Origin of the sequence: Duganella aceris (assembly GCF_011090165.1) — a bacterium.
In the GTDB taxonomy this organism is placed as follows: domain Bacteria; phylum Pseudomonadota; class Gammaproteobacteria; order Burkholderiales; family Burkholderiaceae_D; genus Rugamonas; species Rugamonas aceris.
The window spans coordinates 696,531-718,140 of sequence record NZ_JAADJT010000001.1 but is presented as its reverse complement, the minus strand read 5'-3'; the positions used below and the strand labels follow the sequence as shown (position 1 = coordinate 718,140).

Sequence of the window (21,610 nt, the reverse complement as noted above, 5' to 3'; positions counted from 1 at the left end):
GTCAGTCGCCGCCGCCGTCCCGCTGGCTTACTTGGTTTCCGCGAACAATTCGCGGCCGATCAGCATGCGGCGGATCTCGCTGGTGCCGGCGCCGATTTCATACAGCTTGGCGTCGCGCCACAGGCGGCCGACCGGATACTCGTTGATGTAGCCGTTGCCGCCCAAGGTCTGGATCGCCTCGCCTGCCATCCAGGTGGCCTTCTCCGCGCTGTACAAGATAGCGCCGGCCGCGTCCTTGCGCAACTGGCGCACCGCTTCCGGCGTCTTGGCGCGGTCGCAAGCCTGGCCGACCGCGTACACATACGCCTTGCACGCCATCATGGTCGAGTACATGTCGGCGATCTTGCCCTGCATCAGCTGGAACTCACCGATCGGCTGGCCGAACTGCTTGCGGTCGTGGATGTAGGGCACCACCACGTCCATGCACGCCTGCATGATGCCCAGCGGGCCGCCGGACAGCACGGTGCGCTCGAAGTCCAGGCCGGACATCAGCACGTTGACGCCCTTGCCCAGGCCGCCCAGCACGTTCTCCACCGGCACTTCGCAATCCTCGAACACCAGTTCGCCGGTGTGCGAGCCGCGCATGCCCAGCTTGTCGAGCTTTTGCGCGATCGAGAAACCCTTGAAGCCTTTTTCGATCAGGAAGGCGGTCATGCCTTTCGGGCCGGCTTCGAGGTCGTTCTTGGCGTAGACCACCAGCACATCGGCGTCGGGGCCGTTGGTGATCCACATCTTGGTGCCGTTCAGCACCCAGCGGTCGCCCTTGAAATCGGCGCGCAGCTTCATGCTGACCACGTCGGAACCGGCGTTCGGCTCGGACATCGCCAGCGCGCCGATGTATTCGCCCGAGATCAGCTTGGGCAAGTATTTCTGTTTCTGTTCTTCGCTGCCGTTGCGCTTGATCTGGTTGACGCACAGGTTCGAGTGGGCGCCGTACGACAGGCCGACCGAGGCCGAGGCGCGCGAGATCTCCTCCATCGCCACGATGTGCGCCAGGTAGCCCATGTTGGCGCCGCCGTATTCCTCGCCGACGGTGACGCCGAGCACGCCCAGCTCGCCCATCTTGCGCCACAGGTCCATCGGGAACTGGTCGCTGCGGTCGATTTCGGCCGCGCGCGGGGCGATCTCAACGGCGGCGAATTGCTGCACGGCCTCGCGCAGCGCGGCGATGTCTTCGCCGTGGTCAAAGTTCAGGCCTGGGAGATGGAGCATGTCGTCCTCATTCTTCTGTTTTGGTTGAAGCGTAAATCATACGCCCATGTGACGTTAACGTAAACGTCAAGTCGCGGATTCGCCGATGGCGGCCAGCAGGCGCTTGCACTCGTCTTCGTGGGCGGTGATCTCGGCCAGCGACATTTCGATGTCTTCACGCTGCTGCTCCAGCGTCTCGCGGTGTTGCGCCAGCACACCGAGGAAACGGTTCATCTGGGCGCTGGTGTCCTTCGGCGTCTCGTACATGTCGACCAGGCTCTTGATCTCCGACAGCGACAGGCCGAGGCGCTTGCCGCGCAGCGTCAGTTTGAGGCGGGTGCGGTCGCGCGGCGTGTAGACCCGGCTGCGGCCGCCCGCGCCTTCGCGCGACGGACTCAGCAAACCCTGGTCTTCATAAAAGCGGATGGCGCGCGCCGTGATGTCGAATTCGCGGGCCAGTTCGGTGATGGTATAGGTTGGCATCTTCTCTGCTTGCGGTGGGGGTTATTTCCGTTTACGTCAACGTCAAGTATATTGTAGCGCGAGGCTAAACAAAGGTGGGCAGCATCCTATGCCAGTGCTATTCTTCTAACGTTAAATACAGGGGCGGGCTGTTCCCCTTTATCGGGCAGAACCGAATAAAATTCGGCACCGGTGCCGGCGGGCGTTTGCATCCACAGAGGATGAAATGTTAATTATAAAATCCATTTACGTCACACTTGGCGCTCAGCGTGCATTGACTGACTTTCATGGCGCAACGTGAAATAGTGCAATTATGAATTCTTCTAATGAACGCGAAAGCTTTAGCCAGCGCTTGCAACAGGCTCTCAAGAACGCCCACTACTCCCCCGATAGCCCGACCCGGTTGGCGCGCGAGTTTAATATCCGCTTTGACGGACGACCCATCACCGTGCACGCGGCCCGTAAATGGCTGGTCGGCGAGGCTATTCCCACTCAGGAGAAGCTGCGCATGATCGCCCAATGGCTGGGCGTGCCCGCCGAATGGTTGCGCTTCGGCGGCCCGGAGGAAGGCGCACCGGCCGGCGACGGCGGCGGCAGCCTGTCCCGCTTCGAGTCGGCCGATGTGAAACTGATCGCCGATTTACAACGCCTGGATGAGCATCATCGCCAAATTGCGCGCGAATTTATTCGCATGCTGGTGCGTGTCAACTACCAAAAGTAGTCATTTTAAGTAGTATTACTGAGTTATTTTGACCGTTTTCGGGCGCCTGGACCGCTGTCGCCCGATTAAACTGGTTTCATTAAGCTTCAAGCATTTGTTCGGATAAGCGTGCCTGCGGGCACGCTTTTTTATTTGTAGGGACGTTTGCGAATTGTCATAGTTCCGCCACGGATTTGAGGCACAATAAGCAATCAGCGCCGCTGATTCGCAGCATTTACTTCGGAGCCTAGCTTTTGAGCCGTCTTATGAAAAGTAACTACAGCAACGTCGCGCAGCTAAAAGATTTGATGACCGTCCCCCCGATGACCGCCGCCCAGCACGCCGAAGTAATGCGCAAGCGCATTGCCCATCGTCGCATGGTGGAGGAAGCGCGGGATTTGAAAAAAGCCAGCGGCTCACAGTTCGACAAACGCTAAGCTTTCATGCCCGCCCAACGCGGGGCCAGGGCATGTTCAATACCGAATAGATCGATGACGCGGCCCACCGTGTGGTCGACCATCTCCGCAATGCTTTGCGGCTTGTGATAAAAACTCGGCAGCGGCGGGAAGATGATCCCGCCCATTTCCGTCACCGCCGTCATATTGCGCAAGTGCGCCAGATTGAACGGGGTTTCCCTCACCATCAACACCAGCCGGCGGCGCTCCTTGAGCACCACGTCGGCCGCGCGCGCGATCAGGTTGTCCGACAGGCCGTGCGCCACCGACGCCAGCGTCTTCATCGAGCAGGGCGCGACGATCATGCCGTCCGACTGGAAGGAACCGCTGGCGATGCTGGCGCCGACGTCGCGCACCTTGTGCACCACATGGGCCAGCGCTTCGACGTCGCGCCGCTGCAGCCCGGTTTCCTGGTGCAGCGTCAGCACGGCGGCGTCGGAGACGATCAGATGCGTCTCCACGCCTTGGCTTTGTTGCAAATGCTCAAGCAGACGCACGCCATACACCGCGCCGGTGGCGCCGGTGATGGCGATGACGATCCGTTTGGGCCTGTCAGGCATCCAGCAGGGCCTTCAGCTCGCCCGACTCGAACATTTCGTTCATGATGTCCGAACCACCGACGAACTCGCCCTTGACGTACAGCTGCGGAATGGTTGGCCAGTTCGAGTAGTCCTTGATGCCCTGACGGACTTCCGGATCTTCCAGCACGTTGACGGTGGCGATGTTTTCAACGCCGCAAGCCTTCAGGATCTGGATGGCGCGGCCGGAGAAGCCGCATTGCGGGAACTGGGCGGTGCCCTTCATGAACAGCACCACCGGGGTGTTGGTCACGGTTTCTTTGATCCAGGTTTGTACGTCGCTCATAGCTGCCTCAGTGAAAAGATGTATTAGGTGCCGACATTTTATAAGAAAACGTCGGCACCGGTATTTTTCCGGCCGGAAGATCAGCCGCGCAGCTTGGCGAAGGCCGCCGCCATGCTGCCGCCCACCGGTTGTTCGCGCGCGGTTTGCTTCTGGTGCTGGCCCATGCTCTTGCGGTCGTTGCGGTCGCCGCGCTGCTGCGGCTGCGATCCGGCTTGCGGCGCGCTGTCGGTCAGGCGCATGGTCAGCGCGATGCGCTTGCGCTTCTCGTCCACCTCCAGCACCTTGACCTTGACCACCTGGCCGGCCTTGACCACCGAGTGCGGATCCTTGACGAAGGTGTTCGACAGCGCCGAGATGTGCACCAGGCCGTCCTGATGCACGCCGATGTCGACGAAGGCGCCGAAGGCGGCGACGTTGGTCACCACGCCCTCCAGGATCATGTCCGGACGCAGGTCCCGGATCTCCTCCACGCCTTCCTTGAAGGTGGCGGTGGTGAATTCCGGACGCGGATCGCGGCCCGGCTTTTCCAGTTCCTTCAGGATGTCGCTGATGGTCGGCACGCCGAATTTGTCGTCGGCGTACTTGGCCGGGTTCAGCGTCTTGATCAGCGCGGTTTCGCCGATGACGGCCTTGATGTCCTTCTTGATGTCGCCGAGGATCTTCTCGACCAGCGGATACGATTCCGGGTGGACCGCCGAGGCGTCCAGCGGATTCTCGCCGCCCATCACGCGCAGGAAGCCGGCCGCCTGCTCGAAGGTCTTGTCGCCCAGGCGCGGCACCGATTTCAGCGCGGCGCGCGAGGCGAACGCGCCCTTGACGTCGCGGTAGGTCACGATCGCCTGCGCCACCGAGGCCGACAGCCCCGACACGCGCGCCAGCAGCGGCGCCGAGGCGGTGTTGACGTCGACCCCGACCGCGTTCACGCAATCCTCGACCACCGCGTCCAGCGAGCGCGCCAGCTGGGTCTGCGACACATCGTGCTGGTACTGGCCGACGCCGATCGATTTCGGGTCGATCTTGACCAGCTCGGCCAGCGGATCCTGCAGCCGGCGCGCGATCGAGACCGCGCCGCGCAGCGACACGTCCATGTCCGGCAGCTCCTTCGAGGCGAACTCGGACGCCGAATACACCGACGCGCCCGCCTCGGAAACGACGATCTTGCTCATTTTTTGATCAGGATGCTGCTTGATCAAGTCCTGCGCCAGCTTGTCGGTTTCGCGCGAGGCGGTGCCGTTGCCGATCGAAATCAGCGACACATTGTGCTTGGCGGCCAGGCGGCCCAGCGTGTGCAGCGAGCCGTCCCAGTCGTTCTTCGGCTGGTGCGGGTAGATGACGGCGGTGTCGACCACCTTGCCGGTGGCGTCGACCACCGCCACCTTGACGCCGGTGCGCAGGCCCGGGTCCAGGCCCATGGTGGCGCGCTGGCCGGCCGGGGCGGCCAGCAGCAGCGCCTTCAGGTTGGTGGCGAAGACGTTGATCGCGTCCAGCTCTGAGCGCTCGCGCAGCGCGCCCATCAGCTCGGTATCCAGGTGCATGAAGCTTTTCACGCGCCAGGTCCAGCGCGCGGTGTCGGCCAGCCATTTGTCGGCCGGACGGCCCTGGTTCTTGATGCCGAAACGGGCGGCGATGCGGCCCTCGCACGGATTGTGCGGCGCGTCCCACTTCGGTTTCTCGGCCTCGGTGTCGAGCCGCAGCGCGACGTCGAGGATGCCTTCGCGGCGTCCGCGCAACAGCGCCAGCGCGCGGTGCGACGGCACGGTGCCGATGGCTTCCGAATAATCGAAGTAATCGGCGAATTTTTCGCCTTCGTCTTGCTTACCTTCAATAACTTTCGATTCAACAATGCCATGCTCTTGCACATATTCGCGCAAGGATTGCAGCAGGGTGGCGTCTTCGGCGAAGCGTTCCATCAGGATCTGGCGCGCGCCGTCCAGGGCCGCCTTGGCGTCGGCCACGCCCGGATTATTGCCGTCGCCGGTGGTGAAGGCCTCGCGCAGGAACTTGCCGGCTTCGGTTTCCGGCGTCAGGCCGGGGTTTTCCAGCAGACTGTCGGCCAGCGGCAACAAACCGGCTTCGATCGCGATCTGCGCCTTGGTGCGGCGTTTTTGCTTGTACGGGAGATATAAGTCTTCCAGCCGGGTCTTGTCTTCTGCGTGCATGACAGCATCTAATAAGGCCGGGGTCATCTTGTTCTGTTCGGTGATCGATGCCACGATAGCGGCGCGGCGGTCTTCCAGCTCGCGCAGGTAGCGCAGGCGCTCTTCGAGCAGACGCAGTTGAATGTCATCCAGGCCGCCGGTCGCCTCTTTACGATAGCGGGCGATGAACGGAACGGTGGCGCCTTCGTCCAACAGGGCGATGGCGGCGGCGACTTGTACCGGTTTGGCGACAAGTTCCAGGGCAAGACGTTGTTCAATGGAAGGCAACATGTGGGACGATTCCTTAGCAGTCAAGCCCGGAATGATACGCAATCGGCGCGAATGCGCCAGTCTTGACAGTCCAAAAGGACTATGCAGGACGATTTGGCCTTAATTACAGTCGGGTTTTGTAAGAAATCCGCGAACACGAACGCTTCAATGGCGGATAATATTGCCTGTTGCCGTTTTTGAACCATCTTTGAACAACAATGCGACCTATGGATTTTACCCGCGACGACGCCACCGACGATGTTCCCGCCAAGCCGGCTGTTCCGGCCGCGCCGACGCGCCCCGCGCCCCCCGCGAATCAATTGTCGTACGCCGTCGCCACCTGGCTGCAGCGGGTTGACGCCGCGGCGCATCCCAAAGCCAAGCTGAACGCGCCGCCGGTGGATTCCGACCCGAAACAGACCGCCTACAAGCTGATCTACGTGATGGCGCCCACCAGCGGCGGCCGCCACGTGGCGCTGTGCCTGTACAAGGCGCGGCTGCGCTCGAACGGCGACGTCGCCGCCGCCAGCCCGGTGAGCGAAGTGTTCTCGCTGCTGTCGGCGCCGCCGAGCTTCCTGGCGCCCGGCGATGAGGACCTGGTGCGGTTCTTCGTGGCGATGCGCAGCGGCCAGAATTCGCAGACCGGCTCGGCCACCGAGCCGCGCGGCAAGATCGGCGCGGCGCTGCTGGCGATGCTGGCGGAGCAGGATAAATTGCTGTGGGCAAATTCGTGGGCCGACGTCGGCAACGGCCTGGTCTATCCGCTGCGCGGCGGCGTGTTGCGCGAGGCCAACCTGGCCTGGCGCGAGGAAGGCAAGGGCTTGCGCCTCGGCTGGCAGGTGCAGGCGCCGCCGAACGCCAAGCACAGCGGCGCCGACCAGGTCGACTACATGTTGCCGACCGATCCGCCGTGGTACATCGATAATCTTTCCTGCGGCGTGTTGCAGCTGAACCAAGGCGGCGCGACGATTCCGCTGGCCGACCTGCAGGCGCTGGTGGCGCAAGCCCCGTTGCTGACCGCCAACGACAAGATGCGCGTCTCGCAACTGCTGCTGGCGCACGGCCTGCAGGGGCTGATGCCGCTGCCGCAACCGCTGCCGCAGCGGGTGCGCGACGACGTCAAGCCGCGTCCGGTGCTGACGCTGGACGCCGCGATGCTGGTCGACGGCTCGCTGCAGCGCTGGCACGATTTCGCCGTGCTGTCCTTCGACTACGACGGCGAGCGGGTGTCGTTCGATCCGTCGCAGCGCGTGGTGCGCCAGAAGGGCGACGTCACCGAGATCATTCAGCGCGACAGCGCCGCCGAAGAGGAAGCGCTGTCGCTGCTGAGCGAGCGCCACTTCCACGCCCCGACCGCCTTGCCGCTGAGCAGCGTCAAGGGCGGGCTGTTGCTGCCGAGCCAGGCCGAATGGCTGCGCTTCGCGCGCGACGGCGTCGAGGCCTTGAAGGCGGCCGGTTGGAAGGTCGAGAAAACCACCAAGTACCGCTACGATGTGCTGGAAGCCGGCGACTGGTACGCCAACGTCACCGAAGATCCGGCCGACGGCGGCTACGCCTGGTTCGACCTGGAGCTGGGCGTGATGATCAACCAGGAGCGGGTGCCGCTGCTGCCGGTGCTGGTGCAGCTGATCCGCAACGCGCCGAACGATTTCAATCCGAAAACCATCGCCATGCACGGCGAGGAAGACCAGATGCTGGCGACCTTGCCGGACGGCAGCCGCATCGCGCTGCCGTGGGGCCGGGTCAAGCCGATCCTGGCGACGCTGGGCGAGTTGTATTTCAGCGACAAGATCAAGACCTCGCTGCGCATGGCGACGCTGGACGCCGCGCGCCTGGACGAGCTGCAGCGCAACGTCGAGCTGAACTGGACCGGCGGCGAGGAATTGCGCGACATGGGCGCGCGCCTGAACCAGTTCGGCGCGGTCAAGCGCATCGCCACGCCGGCCGGCCTGCAAGCCACGCTGCGCGATTACCAGACCGATGGTCTGTCGTGGATGCAATTCCTGCGCGAGTACGGCTTCGCCGGCATCCTGGCCGATGACATGGGTCTGGGCAAGACGGTGCAGACCCTGGCGCACATTCTGGTGGAAAAAGAGGCGGGCCGCCTGACGGCGCCGGCGCTGGTGATCGCGCCGACCAGCCTGATGGGCAACTGGCAGGAGGAAGCCGCGCGCTTCGCCCCGGGCCTGCGCGTGCTGCTGCTGCAAGGCAAGGACCGCATGGGCCAGTTCGACCAGATCGACGAGGCCGACCTGGTGCTGACCACCTACGCGCTGCTGCCGCGCGACGAGGAAAAGCTGCGCGAGCATGATTTCCACCTGGTCATCCTGGACGAGTCGCACTACATCAAGAACACCCGCAGCAAGGCGGCCCAGAGTGCCGGCCTGCTGCGCGCGCGCCATCGGCTGTGCCTGTCCGGCACGCCGCTGGAAAACCACCTGGGCGAGCTGTGGTCGCAATTCCACTTCCTGCTGCCGGGCCTGCTGGGCGACGAGAAGGGGTTCAACACCGTGTTCCGCCATCCGATCGAGCGCCAGGACGACCCGCTGCGGCGCGCGCTGCTGAACCGCCGCATCAAGCCTTTCCTGCTGCGCCGGACCAAGGACAACGTCGCCAAGGAATTGCCGCCGAAGACAGAGATGGTGCGCAAGGTCGAGCTGACCGGCGCCCAGCGCGACCTGTACGAAACCGTGCGGCTGGCGATGGACCAGAAGGTGCGCGACGAAATCGACCGCAAGGGCGTGGCGCGCAGCCAGATCGTGATCCTGGAGGCGCTGCTCAAGCTGCGCCAGGTGTGTTGCGATCCGCGCCTGGTCAAGTCGCTGCCGTCGAAGAAACAGACGGCCGGCTCGGCCAAGTTGATCGACCTGATGCAGATGGTCGAGGACTTGCTGGAGGAAAACCGCAAGATCCTGGTGTTCTCGCAGTTCACCAGCATGCTGGAGCTGATCGAGCAGGAGCTGGAGGCGCGCGACATCCCCTACGCCTTGCTGACCGGCGACACCAAGGACCGCAGCGCGCAAGTGGCGGCATTCCAGCAGGGCGCGGTGCCGATCTTCCTGATCAGCCTAAAGGCGGGCGGCGTCGGCCTGAACCTGACCGCCGCCGACACCGTGATCCACTACGATCCGTGGTGGAATCCGGCGGCGGAAAACCAGGCCACCGACCGCGCCTGGCGTATCGGGCAGGACAAGCCGGTGTTTGTGTATAAACTGATCGCCAAAGGCACGCTGGAGGAAAAAATCCAGGTCCTGCAGCAGAAAAAATCGGATCTGGCGCAATCCATCCTCGCCGAAGGCGAATCGCAGAAGATGGCCTTGACCCAGGAAGACCTGCAACAAATCTTTGCACCTTTGGTGGAGTAGACCAACATGGCGACGATAGCGGAACTCCAGGCTGCCTTGGCGGCATCGCAGGCAAACGAGGAGCGCTATCGCTTGCTGTTGGAACACAGCGGCGAGATCAGCTGGATGGCCGATTGCGCCGGCCTCAAGTTGACCTGGCTCAGTCCCGCCGCCGAACGCCAGTTCGGTTACACGCTGGACGGGGCGCAGGCGCTGGCCGCCGGGCTGCTGAAAGATGTCCCGGCGCGGCTGGCGCGCTACGCCGGCGGCGACCTGAGCCGCCATCGCCTGCTGCGCGAAACCGAGCTTCCACACAGCGACGGCCGCGCGGTGCCGGTCGAAATCGAATCCACCCTGATCCTCGACGCCGCCGGCGTGCCGTCCAACGTGGTCGGCGTGGTGCGCGACCTGAGCGCGCGGCGCGAGCTGGCGGCGCAGCAGAAAAAATTCGCCTCCATGCTGTCGCACGAATTCCGTACCCCGCTGTCGACCATCGACGGCGCCGTGCAACGGCTGGAGATGACCGGCGCCCATCACGACGAAGGCACGCGCAAGCGCTACCGCAAGATCCAGACGGCGGTCGACCGCATGCTGGCGATGCTGGACGAATACCTGTCGCCGGACCGCATGGCCAGCATCGGCCGCGAGCGCCAGCCCGACGAAATCGATCCCGCCGCCCTGCTGGACAAGGCCGCCGAACAGGCGCGCGGCCGCCGCGCCCGGGTCAGCGCGCGCAGCGTCGGCTTGCCGCAATGGATGCGCTGCGACCCGGCCGGCATCCGCCTGTGCCTGGAAATACTGATAGATAACGCGATCAAGTACACGGACGCCGATAGTCCGATAGAATTGATAGGCAAAATGGCAACCGAGGGTGGCGTCGAGTTGTTGGTGCGCGATCACGGCGCCGGCGTGCCGGAGGCGGAACTGGCGCATGTCTTCGATAAATCCTTCCGGGGCAGCAATGCCGTCGGCATCGCCGGTTCGGGCTTGGGCTTGTACATGGCGCGCGCGATCGCGGACGTGCACGGCGGCACGGTCACGGCGCGAAATGTTTCTGAAAGCGGCACGGAATTTCGGATTTGGTTGCCCATATCGGCGAATGCCGGGAAAAGCCTTGCGCAGGTGAGTAGCAACAGTGATAATTCCCTGGACGCAAGCTGAAAAAAGCAGGGCGGGATGGAGCACGATTGCTCAATAAAATCGATCGAATGGCGCACCAATGACGCAAATACTCATCGTGGAAGACAATCTGGACTACGCCGAAGAAATGGCCGAGTTCCTGACTGAGCTTGAACACGAGGTGCACATCACCAATAACGCCAGCGATATGTGGTCCGCCTTAAGCCAGGGTAACGTCGGCGTGGTGGTGCTGGACCTCGGCTTGCCCGACGAAGACGGCTTCAACGTGATTCCGCGCATGCGGCAGTTGTATCCGCAGATCGGCTTGCTGGTGCTGACCGGCCGCGTCGCTTTCGACAACCGCATCCTCGGTCTGCGCCTCGGCGCCGACCACTATCTGACCAAGCCGATCAAGTTCCCGGAGCTGGCCGCGCACATCGAGGCGCTGGACCGCCGCGTCGGACCGCAGGAAACCGTGCCCGCGCCGAGCAAGTGGACGCTGAAAGTCAGCGCCCGCCAGCTGGAGCTGCAAGGCATGGCGATCACGCTGACGGAAAAGGAATGCAATTTCCTGCATTTGCTGACGATTAATACCCGTCCGGTGCCGCGCCAGGTCATCGTGGCCGGCATCGGCGGCGACGATCCGGACGCCGGACGCCGGGTCGACATGCTGGTCTACCGCCTGCGCAAGAAGGCGCGCACCGGCCTGGGCCAGGACCTCCCGCTGCGCAGCGCCTATGGCGAGGGCTACAGCCTGTCGGCCAGCTTCAATCTGTCATAAATAGGGACAGAGTCGTACGCGAAGGGTAGAATCAAGTGATTGATTCCACCCTTTTTGCATTTTATGGCCCGCCTGCCCCGCCTCATCGTCCCCGGACAACCGCACCACGTCATCCAGACCGGCAACAACAACCAGCTGGTGTTCCAGGATACCGAAGATTATCAAGCTTTCCTCGGCTGGCTGCGCTCGGCCGCGAAAACCTACAAGGTCGCGGTCCACGCCTACGTCCTGATGCCGAATCACCTGCATTTATTGGTCACGCCGGCCGATGAAGACGGCCTCGGCCAGATGATGCAGTGGATAGGCCGCTACTACGTGCCCTACTTCAATCAAAAATATAGCCGTAGTGGAACTTTGTGGAACGGACGCTACAAAACGTCGCTGATCGATGCCGAGCAATATTTCATGCTGTGCAGCCGCTATATCGAGTTCAATCCGGTGCGCAACGGCATGGTCGCGCGCGCCGAGGATTATCCGTGGTCCAGTTATTGCCACCACGCCGGCATCCGCCCGGACGGCTTGATCACCGATCACGCCCAGGTCTGGGCGCTGGGGAATACCCCGTTCCAGCGCGAGGCGGCGTATATCGCCATCGCCGAGCCCGCCTTGACGGCGCAGGAGATCGACACCGTCGGCAAGGCGCTGCTGAAAGGCTGGCCGCTGGGCTCGGAACAGTTCAAGACCGCGCTGGAAAAGAAGGTCAAGCGCCAGGTATTGCCGGCGAAACGCGGCCGGCCGTTCAAAACCAAGCCGGAGCCCACATAGCATTTCACTATGTCCCTATTTAATTTTTTGAGCCACGTTTAAAAAATTAATCCGACTCCGACCCTAATTGTTATTGTTGAATTTTCTGCTGCGTTGCACTACTCTAGTTTTTCGAGCCAATTGCAGTGGAGATAGCCAATGAAAGCCCAAGGTCTGTACGATCCTTCCAACGAGCACGATGCCTGCGGTGTCGGTTTTGTCGCCCATATCAAGGGAAATAAGAGTCACTCCATTGTGGAACAGGGTCTGCTGATCCTGAAGAACCTGGATCACCGGGGCGCCGTCGGCGCCGATGCGCTGATGGGCGACGGCGCCGGCATCCTGATCCAGATCCCGGACCAGTACTACCGCGACGAGATGGCCAAGCAAGGCATCGAACTGCCGCCGCCAGGCGAATACGGCGTCGGCATGGTGTTCCTGCCGAAGGAAAACGCCTCGCGCATCGCCTGTGAACAGGAAATCGAGCGCGCCGTGCGCGCCGAAGGCCAGGTCGTGCTGGGCTGGCGCAACGTGCCGGTCGACTGCGACATGCCGATGTCGCCGACCGTGCGCGCCAAGGAGCCGGTGATCCGCCAGATCTTCATCGGCCGCGGCGCCGATATCATGGTCACCGACGCGCTGGAGCGCAAGCTGTACGTGATCCGCAAATCGTCGGGCCACGCCATCCAGGCGCTGAAGCTGATCCACGGCAAGGAATTCTTCGTGGCCTCGCTGTCGGCCCGCACCATCGTCTACAAGGGCCTGCTGCTGGCGGACCAGGTCGGCGTGTACTATAAAGATCTGCAGGACGCGCGCTGCGTGTCGGCGCTGGCGCTGGTGCACCAACGCTTCTCGACCAACACCTTCCCGGAATGGCCGCTGGCCCACCCGTACCGCCTGATCGCCCACAACGGCGAGATCAACACCGTCAAGGGCAACTTCAACTGGATGCGCGCGCGCGAAGGCGTGATGAAATCCGCCGTGCTGGGCGAAGACCTGCAAAAGCTGTTCCCGCTGATCTATGAAGGCCAGTCGGACACCGCCTGCTTCGACAACGCGCTGGAACTGCTGCTGATGGCGGGCTACCCGATCGCCCAGGCGATGATGATGATGATCCCGGAAGCCTGGGAAAATCACGGTACGATGGACGACAATCGCCGCGCTTTCTACGAATATCACGCCGCGATGATGGAACCGTGGGATGGCCCGGCGGCCATGGCCTTCACCGACGGCCGCTACATCGGCGGCACGCTGGACCGCAACGGCCTGCGCCCTGCGCGCTACATCGTCACCGACGACGATCTGGTGGTGATGGCGTCGGAATCGGGCGTGCTGCCGATTCCGGAATCGAAAATCATCCAGAAATGGCGTCTGCAACCAGGCAAGATGTTCCTGATCGACCTGGAAGCGGGCCGCATCATCGACGATAAAGAGCTGAAAGACACCTACGCCAACGCCAAGCCGTACAAGGCATGGATCAACGCGGTGCGCATCAAGCTGAACGAGATCAAGCTGAGCGAAAGCCAGCTGGCGCACAACCGCGTCAAGTACGACACGCCGGCGCAGGGCGAAAAAGCGCTGCCGTCGTTGCTGGACCGCCAGCAAGCCTTCGGCTACACCCAGGAAGACCTGAAGTTCCTGATGGCGCCGATGGCCGCCGCCGGCGAGGAAGCCACCGGCTCGATGGGCAACGACTCGCCGCTGGCGGTCATGTCCAACAAGCTGAAGCCGCTGTACAACTACTTCAAGCAGCTGTTCGCGCAAGTGACCAACCCGCCGATCGATCCGATCCGCGAAGCGATGGTGATGTCGCTGGTGTCCTTCATCGGCCCGAAACCGAACCTGCTGGACACCAACAACGTCAATCCGCCGATGCGGCTGGAAGTGTCGCAGCCGATCCTCGGCTTCGACGACATGGCGCGCCTGCGCGGCATCTCGCTGCATACCGGCGGCAAGTTCAAGTCGTATGAGCTGAACATCTGCTACCCGCTGGCCTGGGGCAAGGACGGCGTGGAAGCCTGCCTGGCGTCGCTGTGCGCCGAGGCGGTGGACGCGGTCAAGTCCGGCCACAACATTCTGATCGTCTCCGACCGTTCGGTCGGTCCGGAGCGCGTCGCGATCCCTGCGCTGCTGGCGACCTCGACCGTGCACCAGCACCTGGTCAGCAAGGGCCTGCGCGCCTCCACCGGCCTGGTGGTGGAAACCGGCTCGGCCCGCGAGACCCACCACTTCGCCCTGCTGGCCGGCTACGGCGCCGAGGCGATCCACCCTTACCTGGCGATGGAAACCCTGGTCGAGCTGGCGCACGGCATGGCCGGCGACATGTCCGGCGAGAAGGCGGTCTACAATTACACCAAGGCCATCGGCAAGGGCCTGATGAAGGTGATGTCCAAGATGGGCATCTCGACGTACATGTCGTACTGCGGCGCGCAGATCTTCGAAGCGGTCGGCCTGAACAAGTCGCTGGTCGACAAATATTTCAAGGGCACCTCGTCCAACGTCGAAGGCATCGGCGTGTTCGAAGTGGCGGAAGAGGCGCTGCGCCTGCACAACCTGGCCTTCGGCGACGATCCGGTGCTGGAAAACCACCTCGACGCCGGCGGCGAGTACGCCTACCGCGTGCGCGGCGAAGACCACCTGTGGACCCCGGATGCGATCGCGAAACTGCAGCATTCGACCCGCAGCAACAATTTCTCCAGCTATAAAGAGTACGCCCAGATCATCAACGACCAGAGCAAGCGCCACCTGACCTTGCGCGGCCTGTTCGAATTCAAGATCGATCCGAGCAAGGCGATCCCGCTGGACGAAGTCGAGCCGGCCAAGGAAATCGTCAAGCGCTTCGCGACCGGCGCGATGTCGATGGGTTCGATCTCGACCGAGGCGCACGCGACCCTGGCCGTCGCGATGAACCGCATCGGCGGCAAGTCCAACACCGGCGAAGGCGGCGAGGATCCATCGCGCTACACGATGGAACTCAAAGGCATCAAGATCAAGCAGGGCGAGACCATGGCTTCGGTCATGGGCAAGGAACAGATGGTGGTCGACATCGCGCTGCAGGAAGGCGATTCGCTGCGCTCGCGCATCAAACAGGTGGCGTCCGGCCGTTTCGGCGTGACCGCCGCCTACCTGAACTCGGCCGACCAGATCCAGATCAAGATGGCGCAAGGCGCCAAGCCGGGCGAAGGCGGCCAGCTGCCGGGCCACAAGGTGTCGGAATACATCGCCACCTTGCGCTTCTCGGTGCCGGGCGTGGGCCTGATCTCGCCGCCGCCGCACCACGATATTTATTCGATTGAAGATCTGGCGCAGCTGATCCACGATCTGAAGAACGCCAATCCGCGCGCGTCGATCTCGGTCAAGCTGGTGTCGGAAGTGGGTATCGGCACCGTTGCCGCCGGCGTCACCAAGGCCAAGGCCGACCACGTCGTGGTCGCCGGCCACGACGGCGGCACCGGCGCCTCGCCGCTGTCGTCGGTCAAGCACGCCGGTACGCCGTGGGAGCTGGGCCTGGCCGAAACGCAGCAGACGCTGGTGCTGAACGGCCTGCGCAGCCGGATCCGGGTCCAGGCCGACGGCCAGATGCGTACCGGCCGCGACGTGGTCATCGCCGCCATGCTGGGCGCCGACGAGATCGGCTTCGCCACCGCGCCGCTGGTGGTCGAGGGTTGCATCATGATGCGCAAATGCCACTTGAACACGTGCCCGGTCGGCGTCGCGACGCAGGATCCGGTGCTGCGCGCCAAGTTCTCGGGCAAGCCGGAGTACGTGGTCAACTACTTCTTCTTCGTCGCCGAGGAAGCGCGCCAGCTGATGGCGCAGCTGGGCATCCGCACCTATGACGAGCTGATCGGCCGGGTCGACCTGCTGGACAAATCCAAGGCGATCACCCACTGGAAAGCCAAGGGCCTGGACTTCAGCAACATCTTCTACTCGCCGGAAGTGCCGAACGGCGACTCCATCTATCACACGATGGAGCAGGACCACGGCCTCGACAAGGCGCTCGACCACAAGCTGATCGCGCAGGCCAAGGCGGCGCTGGAGAAGGGCGAGCGGGTCTCGTTCATCTCGCCGGTGCGCAACGTCAACCGCACCGTCGGCACCATGCTGTCGGGCGAAGTGGCCAAGCGCTACGGTCATGCCGGTTTGCCGGACGACACCATCCATATCCAGCTGCAAGGCACGGCGGGCCAGTCGGCCTGCGCCTTCCTGGCGCACGGCATCACCATCGACCTGGTCGGCGAGGGCAACGATTACGTCGGCAAGGGCTTGTCGGGCGGCCGCATCATCGTGCGTCCGAACACCGAGTTCCGCGGCTGGGCGGTGAACAACATCATCATCGGCAACACCGTGCTGTACGGCGCGATCGCCGGCGAAGCCTTCTTCAACGGCGTGGCCGGCGAGCGTTTCGCGGTGCGCAACTCGGGCGCCACCGCCATCGTCGAAGGCACCGGCGACCACGGTTGCGAGTACATGACCGGCGGCACCGTGGTGGTGCTGGGCCTCACCGGCCGCAACTTCGCGGCCGGCATGTCGGGCGGCATCGCCTACGTGTACGACCCGGAGGGCGATTTCGCCAGCCGCTGCAACACCTCGATGGTGACGCTGGAGCCGGTGCTGACCGCCAAGGAACAGGCGGCGCACAGCGACACCTGGCACATCCAGCACAAGGATCTGGGCAAGGAAGCCGACGAAGTGATCCTGAAGCGTTTGATCGAGCGTCACTTCAAGCACACCGGCAGCACGCGCGCGCGCCTGTTGCTGGATAACTGGGCCGAAGGCCGCAGCAAGTTCGTCAAGGTGTTCCCAAGCGAATACAAACGCGCCCTGGCCGAAATGGCCGAGGACGTGGCGAACGAAGCCGCCGCCGTACAACCCATCGCAGCTTGATGCTGATCGACAGAACAAATTATTTAAGGACATATCGTGGGTAAAATCACCGGCTTCATGGAATTCCAGCGTCAGGACGAGGGCTATCTGCCGCCTGCGGCGCGCCTGAAAAACTACGCGGAATTCGTCATTCCCCTGACTAACGAGCAAGCCAAGGTCCAGGGCGCGCGCTGCATGGATTGCGGCATCCCGTTCTGCAACACCGGCTGCCCGGTCAACAACATCATCCCGGACTGGAACGACCTGGTCTATCGCGGCAACTACCGCGAAGCGCTGGACACGCTGCACTCGACCAACAACTTCCCCGAGTTCACCGGCCGCATCTGCCCGGCGCCATGCGAATCGGCCTGTACGCTGGGCATCAACGACGATCCGGTCGGCATCAAGTCGATCGAGCACAAGATCATCGACGAAGGCTGGGAACACGGCTGGGTGGTGCCGCAGCCGGCCGCCAAACAGACCGGCAAGAAAGTGGCCGTGGTCGGCTCCGGCCCGGCCGGCATGGCCGCCGCGCAACAGCTGGCGCGCGCCGGCCACGCCGTCACCGTATTTGAAAAGAGCGACCGCGTCGGCGGCCTGCTGCGCTACGGCATTCCCGACTTTAAGATGGAAAAGTCGCACATCGACCGCCGCATCAAGCAGATGGAAGCCGAAGGCGTGGTGTTCCGCACCAGCGTGCTGGTCGGCAAGGACTTTCCGGCCAACGTCAACAACTGGGCCAAGGAAACCATCTTCCCGGAAGACCTGGCCAAGGACTTCGACGCCGTGGTATTGGCCGGCGGCGCCGAGCAGCCGCGCGACCTGCCGGTGCCGGGCCGCGAGCTGAAGGGTGTGCATTTCGCGATGGACTTCCTGCCGCTGCAAAACAAGGTTAACGCCGGCGACAAGGTCAAGGACCAGCTGAAGGCCACCGGCAAGCATGTGGTGGTCATCGGCGGCGGCGACACCGGTTCCGACTGCGTCGGCACCTCGAACCGCCACGGCGCCGCCTCGGTCACCCAGTTCGAGCTGATGCCGATGCCGCCGGAGCAAGAGAACAAGCCGCTGGTGTGGCCGTACTGGCCGACCAAGCTGCGCACCTCCTCGTCGCACGAGGAAGGCTGCGAGCGCGACTGGGCGGTGGCCACCAAGCGCCTCGAAGGCAAGGGCGGCAAGGTCGAGAAGCTGATCGCCTGCCGCGTCGAATGGAAAGACGGCAAGATGGCCGAGGTGGAAGGGTCGGAATTCGAGATGAAGGCCGATCTGGTGCTGCTGGCCATGGGCTTCGTCTCGCCGGTGGCCAATGTGCTGGACGCCTTTGGCGTCGAAAAAGATGCGCGTGGCAACGCCAAGGCCACCACCGACGGCGAGGGCTGCTACAAGACCTCGGCGGCCAACGTGTTCGCCGCCGGCGACGTGCGCCGTGGCCAGTCGCTGGTGGTGTGGGCGATCCGCGAAGGCCGCCAGTGCGCCCGCGCGGTCGACGAGTTCCTGATGGGCTCGTCCGACCTGCCGCGCTGAGCACCGCCGGCCGCGTGCGGCCGAACAGCGATTGCATGCCGGGAGCGTGCGGGTGATCCCCGCCGCTACCCGGTTTTTTTACATTCCCTGTTACATTCAGTGCCGCGTGTAAATTGCTGACTTTTGATTCATCAGTGTTGTATTATCTGCCACTCACCATCTCGCCCCCTGTTACAAAAGAGGGGTGCCCAAGCAGAGATTGACCTTTCTGCACTACAATACGGCATTAAAAACAATGAGTTCAGTCGTGCCTAATCTAGTCGAAATCCGTGATTTACACTTCTCCTATGGAAAGCGCCACATCTTGTCCGGCCTCCAGATGGATTTCCCACGCGGGAAAGTGGTCGCAGTCATGGGCGGCTCGGGTAGCGGCAAGACCACGGTGTTGCGCCTGATCGGCGGCCAGATCCGCCCCCGCAAAGGCCATGTCAAAGTGCAGGGCCAGGTGGTGCATAAGCTGAATACCGCCGGTCTGTATCTGTTGCGGCGCAAAATGGGCATGCTGTTCCAGCATGGCGCGCTGTTCACCGATCTGTCCGTCTTCGAGAACGTCGCCTTCCCGCTGCGGGAACATACCGATCTGCCGGAAGAGCTGATCCGCAACCTGGTGCTGATGAAACTGCACGCGGTCGGCCTGCGCAACGCCGCCAACCTGAAACCGGGCGAAATCTCCGGCGGCATGGCGCGCCGCGTCGCGCTGGCGCGCTCGATCGCGCTGGATCCGGAACTGATCATGTACGACGAGCCGTTCGCCGGCCTCGATCCGATCTCGATGGGCGTCACCGCCAACCTGATCCGCAATCTGAACACCGCGCTCGGTTCGACCACCATCCTGGTGTCGCACGACGTCAAGGAATGCTTCGCCATCGCCGACTATGTGTATTTCCTGTCGCAAGGCAAGATCGTCGCGCACGGCACGCCGGCCGACATGATGGTGTCCACCGACCCGTATGTGAAGCAATTCGTCAACGCGGAGGCGGATGGTCCGGTGCCGTTCCATTATCCAGGCAAGTCCCTGGCCGACGATCTGGGCCTGGGAGCTAAAGTATGAGTTTGAGAAATTGGTTGTCCGGCCTGGGCGCGCCGTTGCGCGACTACGTCGAAAGCATCGGCTACGGCACCCGCACCTTCGGCAATCTGCTGAGCGTCTCGCCCGGCCTGCTGCGCCGTCCGCGCCTGCTGATCGAACAGCTGCACTTCATCGGCAACTACTCGATGCTGATCATCACCTTGTCCGGCCTGTTCGTCGGCATGGTGCTGGGCCTGCAGGGTTACTACACGCTCAACAAATACGGCGCCGAACAGTCGCTGGGCCTGCTGGTGGCGCTGGGCCTGACCCGCGAACTGGGTCCGGTGATCACCGCGCTGCTGTTCGCCGGCCGCGCCGGCACCTCGCTGACGGCGGAAATCGGTCTGATGAAGGCCGGCGAGCAGTTGTCGGCGATGGAAATGATGGCCGTGAACCCGATCCAGCGCGTGCTGGCGCCGCGTTTCTGGGCCGGCGTGATCTCGGTGCCGCTGCTGGCGTCGGTGTTCAGCGCCGTGGGCGTGCTGGGCGGCTGGCTGGTCGGCGTCAAGCTGATCGGCGTCGACGAGGGCGCGTTCTGGTCGCAGATGCAGGGCGGGGTCGACATCTGGAAGGATATTTTCAACGGTTTCGCCAAGAGCGTGGTGTTCGGCATCGCGATCACCTTCATCGCCCTGTACCAGGGTTATGAGGCGCAGCCGACCCCGGAAGACGTGGCGCGCGCCACCACCCGCACGGTCGTGATCTCATCGCTGATGATCTGGTGGCTGGACTTCATGATGACCGCACTGATGTTCAGCAAATAAAAATAAAGTAATCGAGGAATAATTATGCAACGTAAATCTCTGGATGTCTGGGTTGGTCTGTTCATCGTCGTCGGCGTCGCCGCGCTGATGTTCCTGGCGCTGAAGGCCGGCAACATGGGTTCGCTGTCGTTCGGCAAGGCGTATGCGATCACCGCCAAGTTCGACAACATCGGCAGCCTGCGTCCGCAGGCGGCGGTGAAGGCGGCCGGGGTGGTGGTAGGCCGTGTGGGGGAGATCAAGTTTGATGACAAAAGTTATCAGGCGCTGGTAACCTTGAATATGGAAGAAGGCTATAAATTCCCTAAAGACAGCTCGGCCAAGATCTTGACCGCTGGCTTGCTGGGTGAGCAATACGTGGGCATCGAGGCCGGTGGCGACGTCAACAATCTGGCTGCGGGCGACAAGATCGCGCGCACCCAATCCGCCACCGTGCTGGAAGACCTGATCAATCAGTTCATCTACAGCAAGGCGGCGGACGGAAAGGACGAAAAATGATGGCTCAAGGCACTTCGAAACACTTCCGCAACGCCGCGCTGGCGCTGGGCGTCACCCTGATGCTGGCCGGCTGCGCCGGCCCGAACCCGCGCGACCCTTACGAGGGTTTCAACCGCGCCATGTTCAGCTTCAACGATACGGTCGATACCTACGCGCTGAAGCCGGTCGCCACCGCCTACAAGAACGTCACGCCTCAGTTCGTGCAGACCGGCGTCAACAATTTCTTCGGCAACCTGGCCGACGCCTGGACCGCCGTGAATAACTTGCTGCAAGGCAAAGGCGAGGAAGGCATGTCGGACGTCGGCCGCTTCGCGCTGAATTCGACGCTGGGCGTGCTCGGCCTGTTCGACATCGCCTCGGAAGCCGGCATGCAGAAGCACAAGGAAGACTTCGGCCAGACGCTGGGCGTGTGGGGCGTGGACTCCGGCCCCTACCTGATGCTGCCGCTGCTGGGACCGTCGACCGTGCGCGACACCGTGGCCCTGCCGGCCGACTTCGCCGGCGACATCTGGCGCTACAAGGATCCGACCAACGTCCGCAACATCGGTGTCGTGCTCCGCGTTGTCGACCAGCGTGCTAACCTGCTGGACGCTGGCAGTTTGCTGGAAGACGCCGCGCTGGACCGCTACGAATTCATCCGCGACGGTTACATGCAGCGCCGCGAAAGCCAGATCCATCCTGACGGCAATCCGCGTGCGAAGAAGGACGATAAGTCCGCCGCACTGGAAACTTCCGATCCGGTGTCATCCGAATCGGCGCCAAAAGAGTTAAACTCCGGCACACCGGCTGCCAACAACGCCAGCCTGTGATCCGAAGAACCCCACATA

The 21,610-nt window shown here is 63.0% G+C and carries 17 protein-coding genes; 12 read left to right on the top strand and 5 right to left on the bottom strand.

Annotation, left to right across the window (positions count from 1 at the left end; translation table 11 throughout):
• Positions 1-27: 27 nt before the first annotated feature.
• Positions 28-1,212 carry an isovaleryl-CoA dehydrogenase gene (locus GW587_RS03095; protein ID WP_166098357.1) on the bottom strand — a complete coding sequence of 395 codons (1,185 nt, stop codon included), beginning with the start codon at positions 1,210-1,212 and terminating at the stop codon, positions 28-30.
• Between the two features lie 66 nt (positions 1,213-1,278).
• Positions 1,279-1,674, bottom strand: coding sequence for a MerR family transcriptional regulator (locus GW587_RS03090; RefSeq protein ID WP_166098355.1), 396 nt, complete (start codon positions 1,672-1,674; stop codon positions 1,279-1,281).
• Positions 1,675-1,966: 292 nt separating this feature from the next.
• Here GW587_RS03090 and GW587_RS03085 point away from each other — a divergent pair, with 292 nt between their 5' ends.
• Together GW587_RS03085 and GW587_RS03080 are read left to right on the top strand one after the other, a co-directional pair.
• A complete protein-coding gene (locus GW587_RS03085) occupies positions 1,967-2,374 on the top strand; it encodes a hypothetical protein (RefSeq protein ID WP_090190722.1) in 408 nt (135 codons plus the stop codon).
• Positions 2,375-2,619: 245 nt separating this feature from the next.
• Entirely contained in the window at positions 2,620-2,790 is a 171-nt protein-coding gene (locus GW587_RS03080; protein ID WP_020703835.1) for a hypothetical protein, read from the top strand.
• On the opposite strand, the gene GW587_RS03075 is transcribed toward GW587_RS03080, so the two are convergent.
• The 3 genes from GW587_RS03075 to GW587_RS03065 all read right to left on the bottom strand — a co-directional run bounded on the left by GW587_RS03075 (position 2,787) and on the right by GW587_RS03065 (position 6,101).
• The gene (locus GW587_RS03075) at positions 2,787-3,368 is read right to left on the bottom strand and encodes a UbiX family flavin prenyltransferase (protein ID WP_166098353.1); all 582 of its coding nucleotides are present in this window, start codon (positions 3,366-3,368) and stop codon (positions 2,787-2,789) included. The genes GW587_RS03080 and GW587_RS03075 overlap by 4 nt on opposite strands.
• Positions 3,361-3,672, bottom strand: coding sequence for a Grx4 family monothiol glutaredoxin (grxD, locus tag GW587_RS03070; protein ID WP_110845908.1), 312 nt, complete (start codon positions 3,670-3,672; stop codon positions 3,361-3,363). Before grxD ends, GW587_RS03075 begins: the two co-directional genes overlap by 8 nt.
• 80 nt (positions 3,673-3,752) lie before the next feature.
• A complete protein-coding gene (locus GW587_RS03065; protein WP_166098350.1) occupies positions 3,753-6,101 on the bottom strand; it encodes a Tex family protein in 2,349 nt (782 codons plus the stop codon).
• Positions 6,102-6,307: 206 nt separating this feature from the next.
• Here GW587_RS03065 and GW587_RS03060 point away from each other — a divergent pair, with 206 nt between their 5' ends.
• From GW587_RS03060 to GW587_RS03015, 10 genes are all read left to right on the top strand, one after another.
• Entirely contained in the window at positions 6,308-9,445 is a 3,138-nt protein-coding gene (locus GW587_RS03060; protein WP_166098348.1) for a DEAD/DEAH box helicase, read from the top strand.
• Between the two features lie 6 nt (positions 9,446-9,451).
• Positions 9,452-10,585 carry a PAS domain-containing sensor histidine kinase gene (locus GW587_RS03055; protein ID WP_166098346.1) on the top strand — a complete coding sequence of 378 codons (1,134 nt, stop codon included), beginning with the start codon at positions 9,452-9,454 and terminating at the stop codon, positions 10,583-10,585.
• Between the two features lie 58 nt (positions 10,586-10,643).
• Positions 10,644-11,324 (top strand): response regulator transcription factor, encoded by a 681-nt coding sequence (locus GW587_RS03050; protein ID WP_166098343.1) that lies wholly within the window; start codon positions 10,644-10,646, stop codon positions 11,322-11,324.
• 63 nt (positions 11,325-11,387) lie between these two features.
• A complete protein-coding gene (locus GW587_RS03045) occupies positions 11,388-12,089 on the top strand; it encodes an REP-associated tyrosine transposase (protein ID WP_166098341.1) in 702 nt (233 codons plus the stop codon).
• Between the two features lie 138 nt (positions 12,090-12,227).
• Complete coding sequence (locus GW587_RS03040; protein WP_166098339.1) at positions 12,228-16,955, top strand: glutamate synthase-related protein; 4,728 nt, start codon at positions 12,228-12,230, stop codon at positions 16,953-16,955.
• A gap of 36 nt (positions 16,956-16,991) precedes the next feature.
• Entirely contained in the window at positions 16,992-18,455 is a 1,464-nt protein-coding gene (locus GW587_RS03035) for a glutamate synthase subunit beta (protein ID WP_166098336.1), read from the top strand.
• Positions 18,456-18,702: 247 nt separating this feature from the next.
• On the top strand, positions 18,703-19,506 hold the full coding sequence (locus GW587_RS03030; RefSeq protein WP_166098334.1) for an ABC transporter ATP-binding protein: 804 nt from the start codon (positions 18,703-18,705) through the stop codon (positions 19,504-19,506).
• Positions 19,503-20,288, top strand: coding sequence for a lipid asymmetry maintenance ABC transporter permease subunit MlaE (gene mlaE, locus GW587_RS03025; RefSeq protein WP_166098331.1), 786 nt, complete (start codon positions 19,503-19,505; stop codon positions 20,286-20,288). Before GW587_RS03030 ends, mlaE begins: the two co-directional genes overlap by 4 nt.
• Positions 20,289-20,312: 24 nt before the next feature.
• Positions 20,313-20,783 carry an outer membrane lipid asymmetry maintenance protein MlaD gene (gene mlaD / locus GW587_RS03020; protein WP_166098328.1) on the top strand — a complete coding sequence of 157 codons (471 nt, stop codon included), beginning with the start codon at positions 20,313-20,315 and terminating at the stop codon, positions 20,781-20,783.
• Positions 20,783-21,592 carry an MlaA family lipoprotein gene (locus tag GW587_RS03015; protein WP_166099119.1) on the top strand — a complete coding sequence of 270 codons (810 nt, stop codon included), beginning with the start codon at positions 20,783-20,785 and terminating at the stop codon, positions 21,590-21,592. Before mlaD ends, GW587_RS03015 begins: the two co-directional genes overlap by 1 nt.
• Positions 21,593-21,610 lie beyond the last annotated feature (18 nt).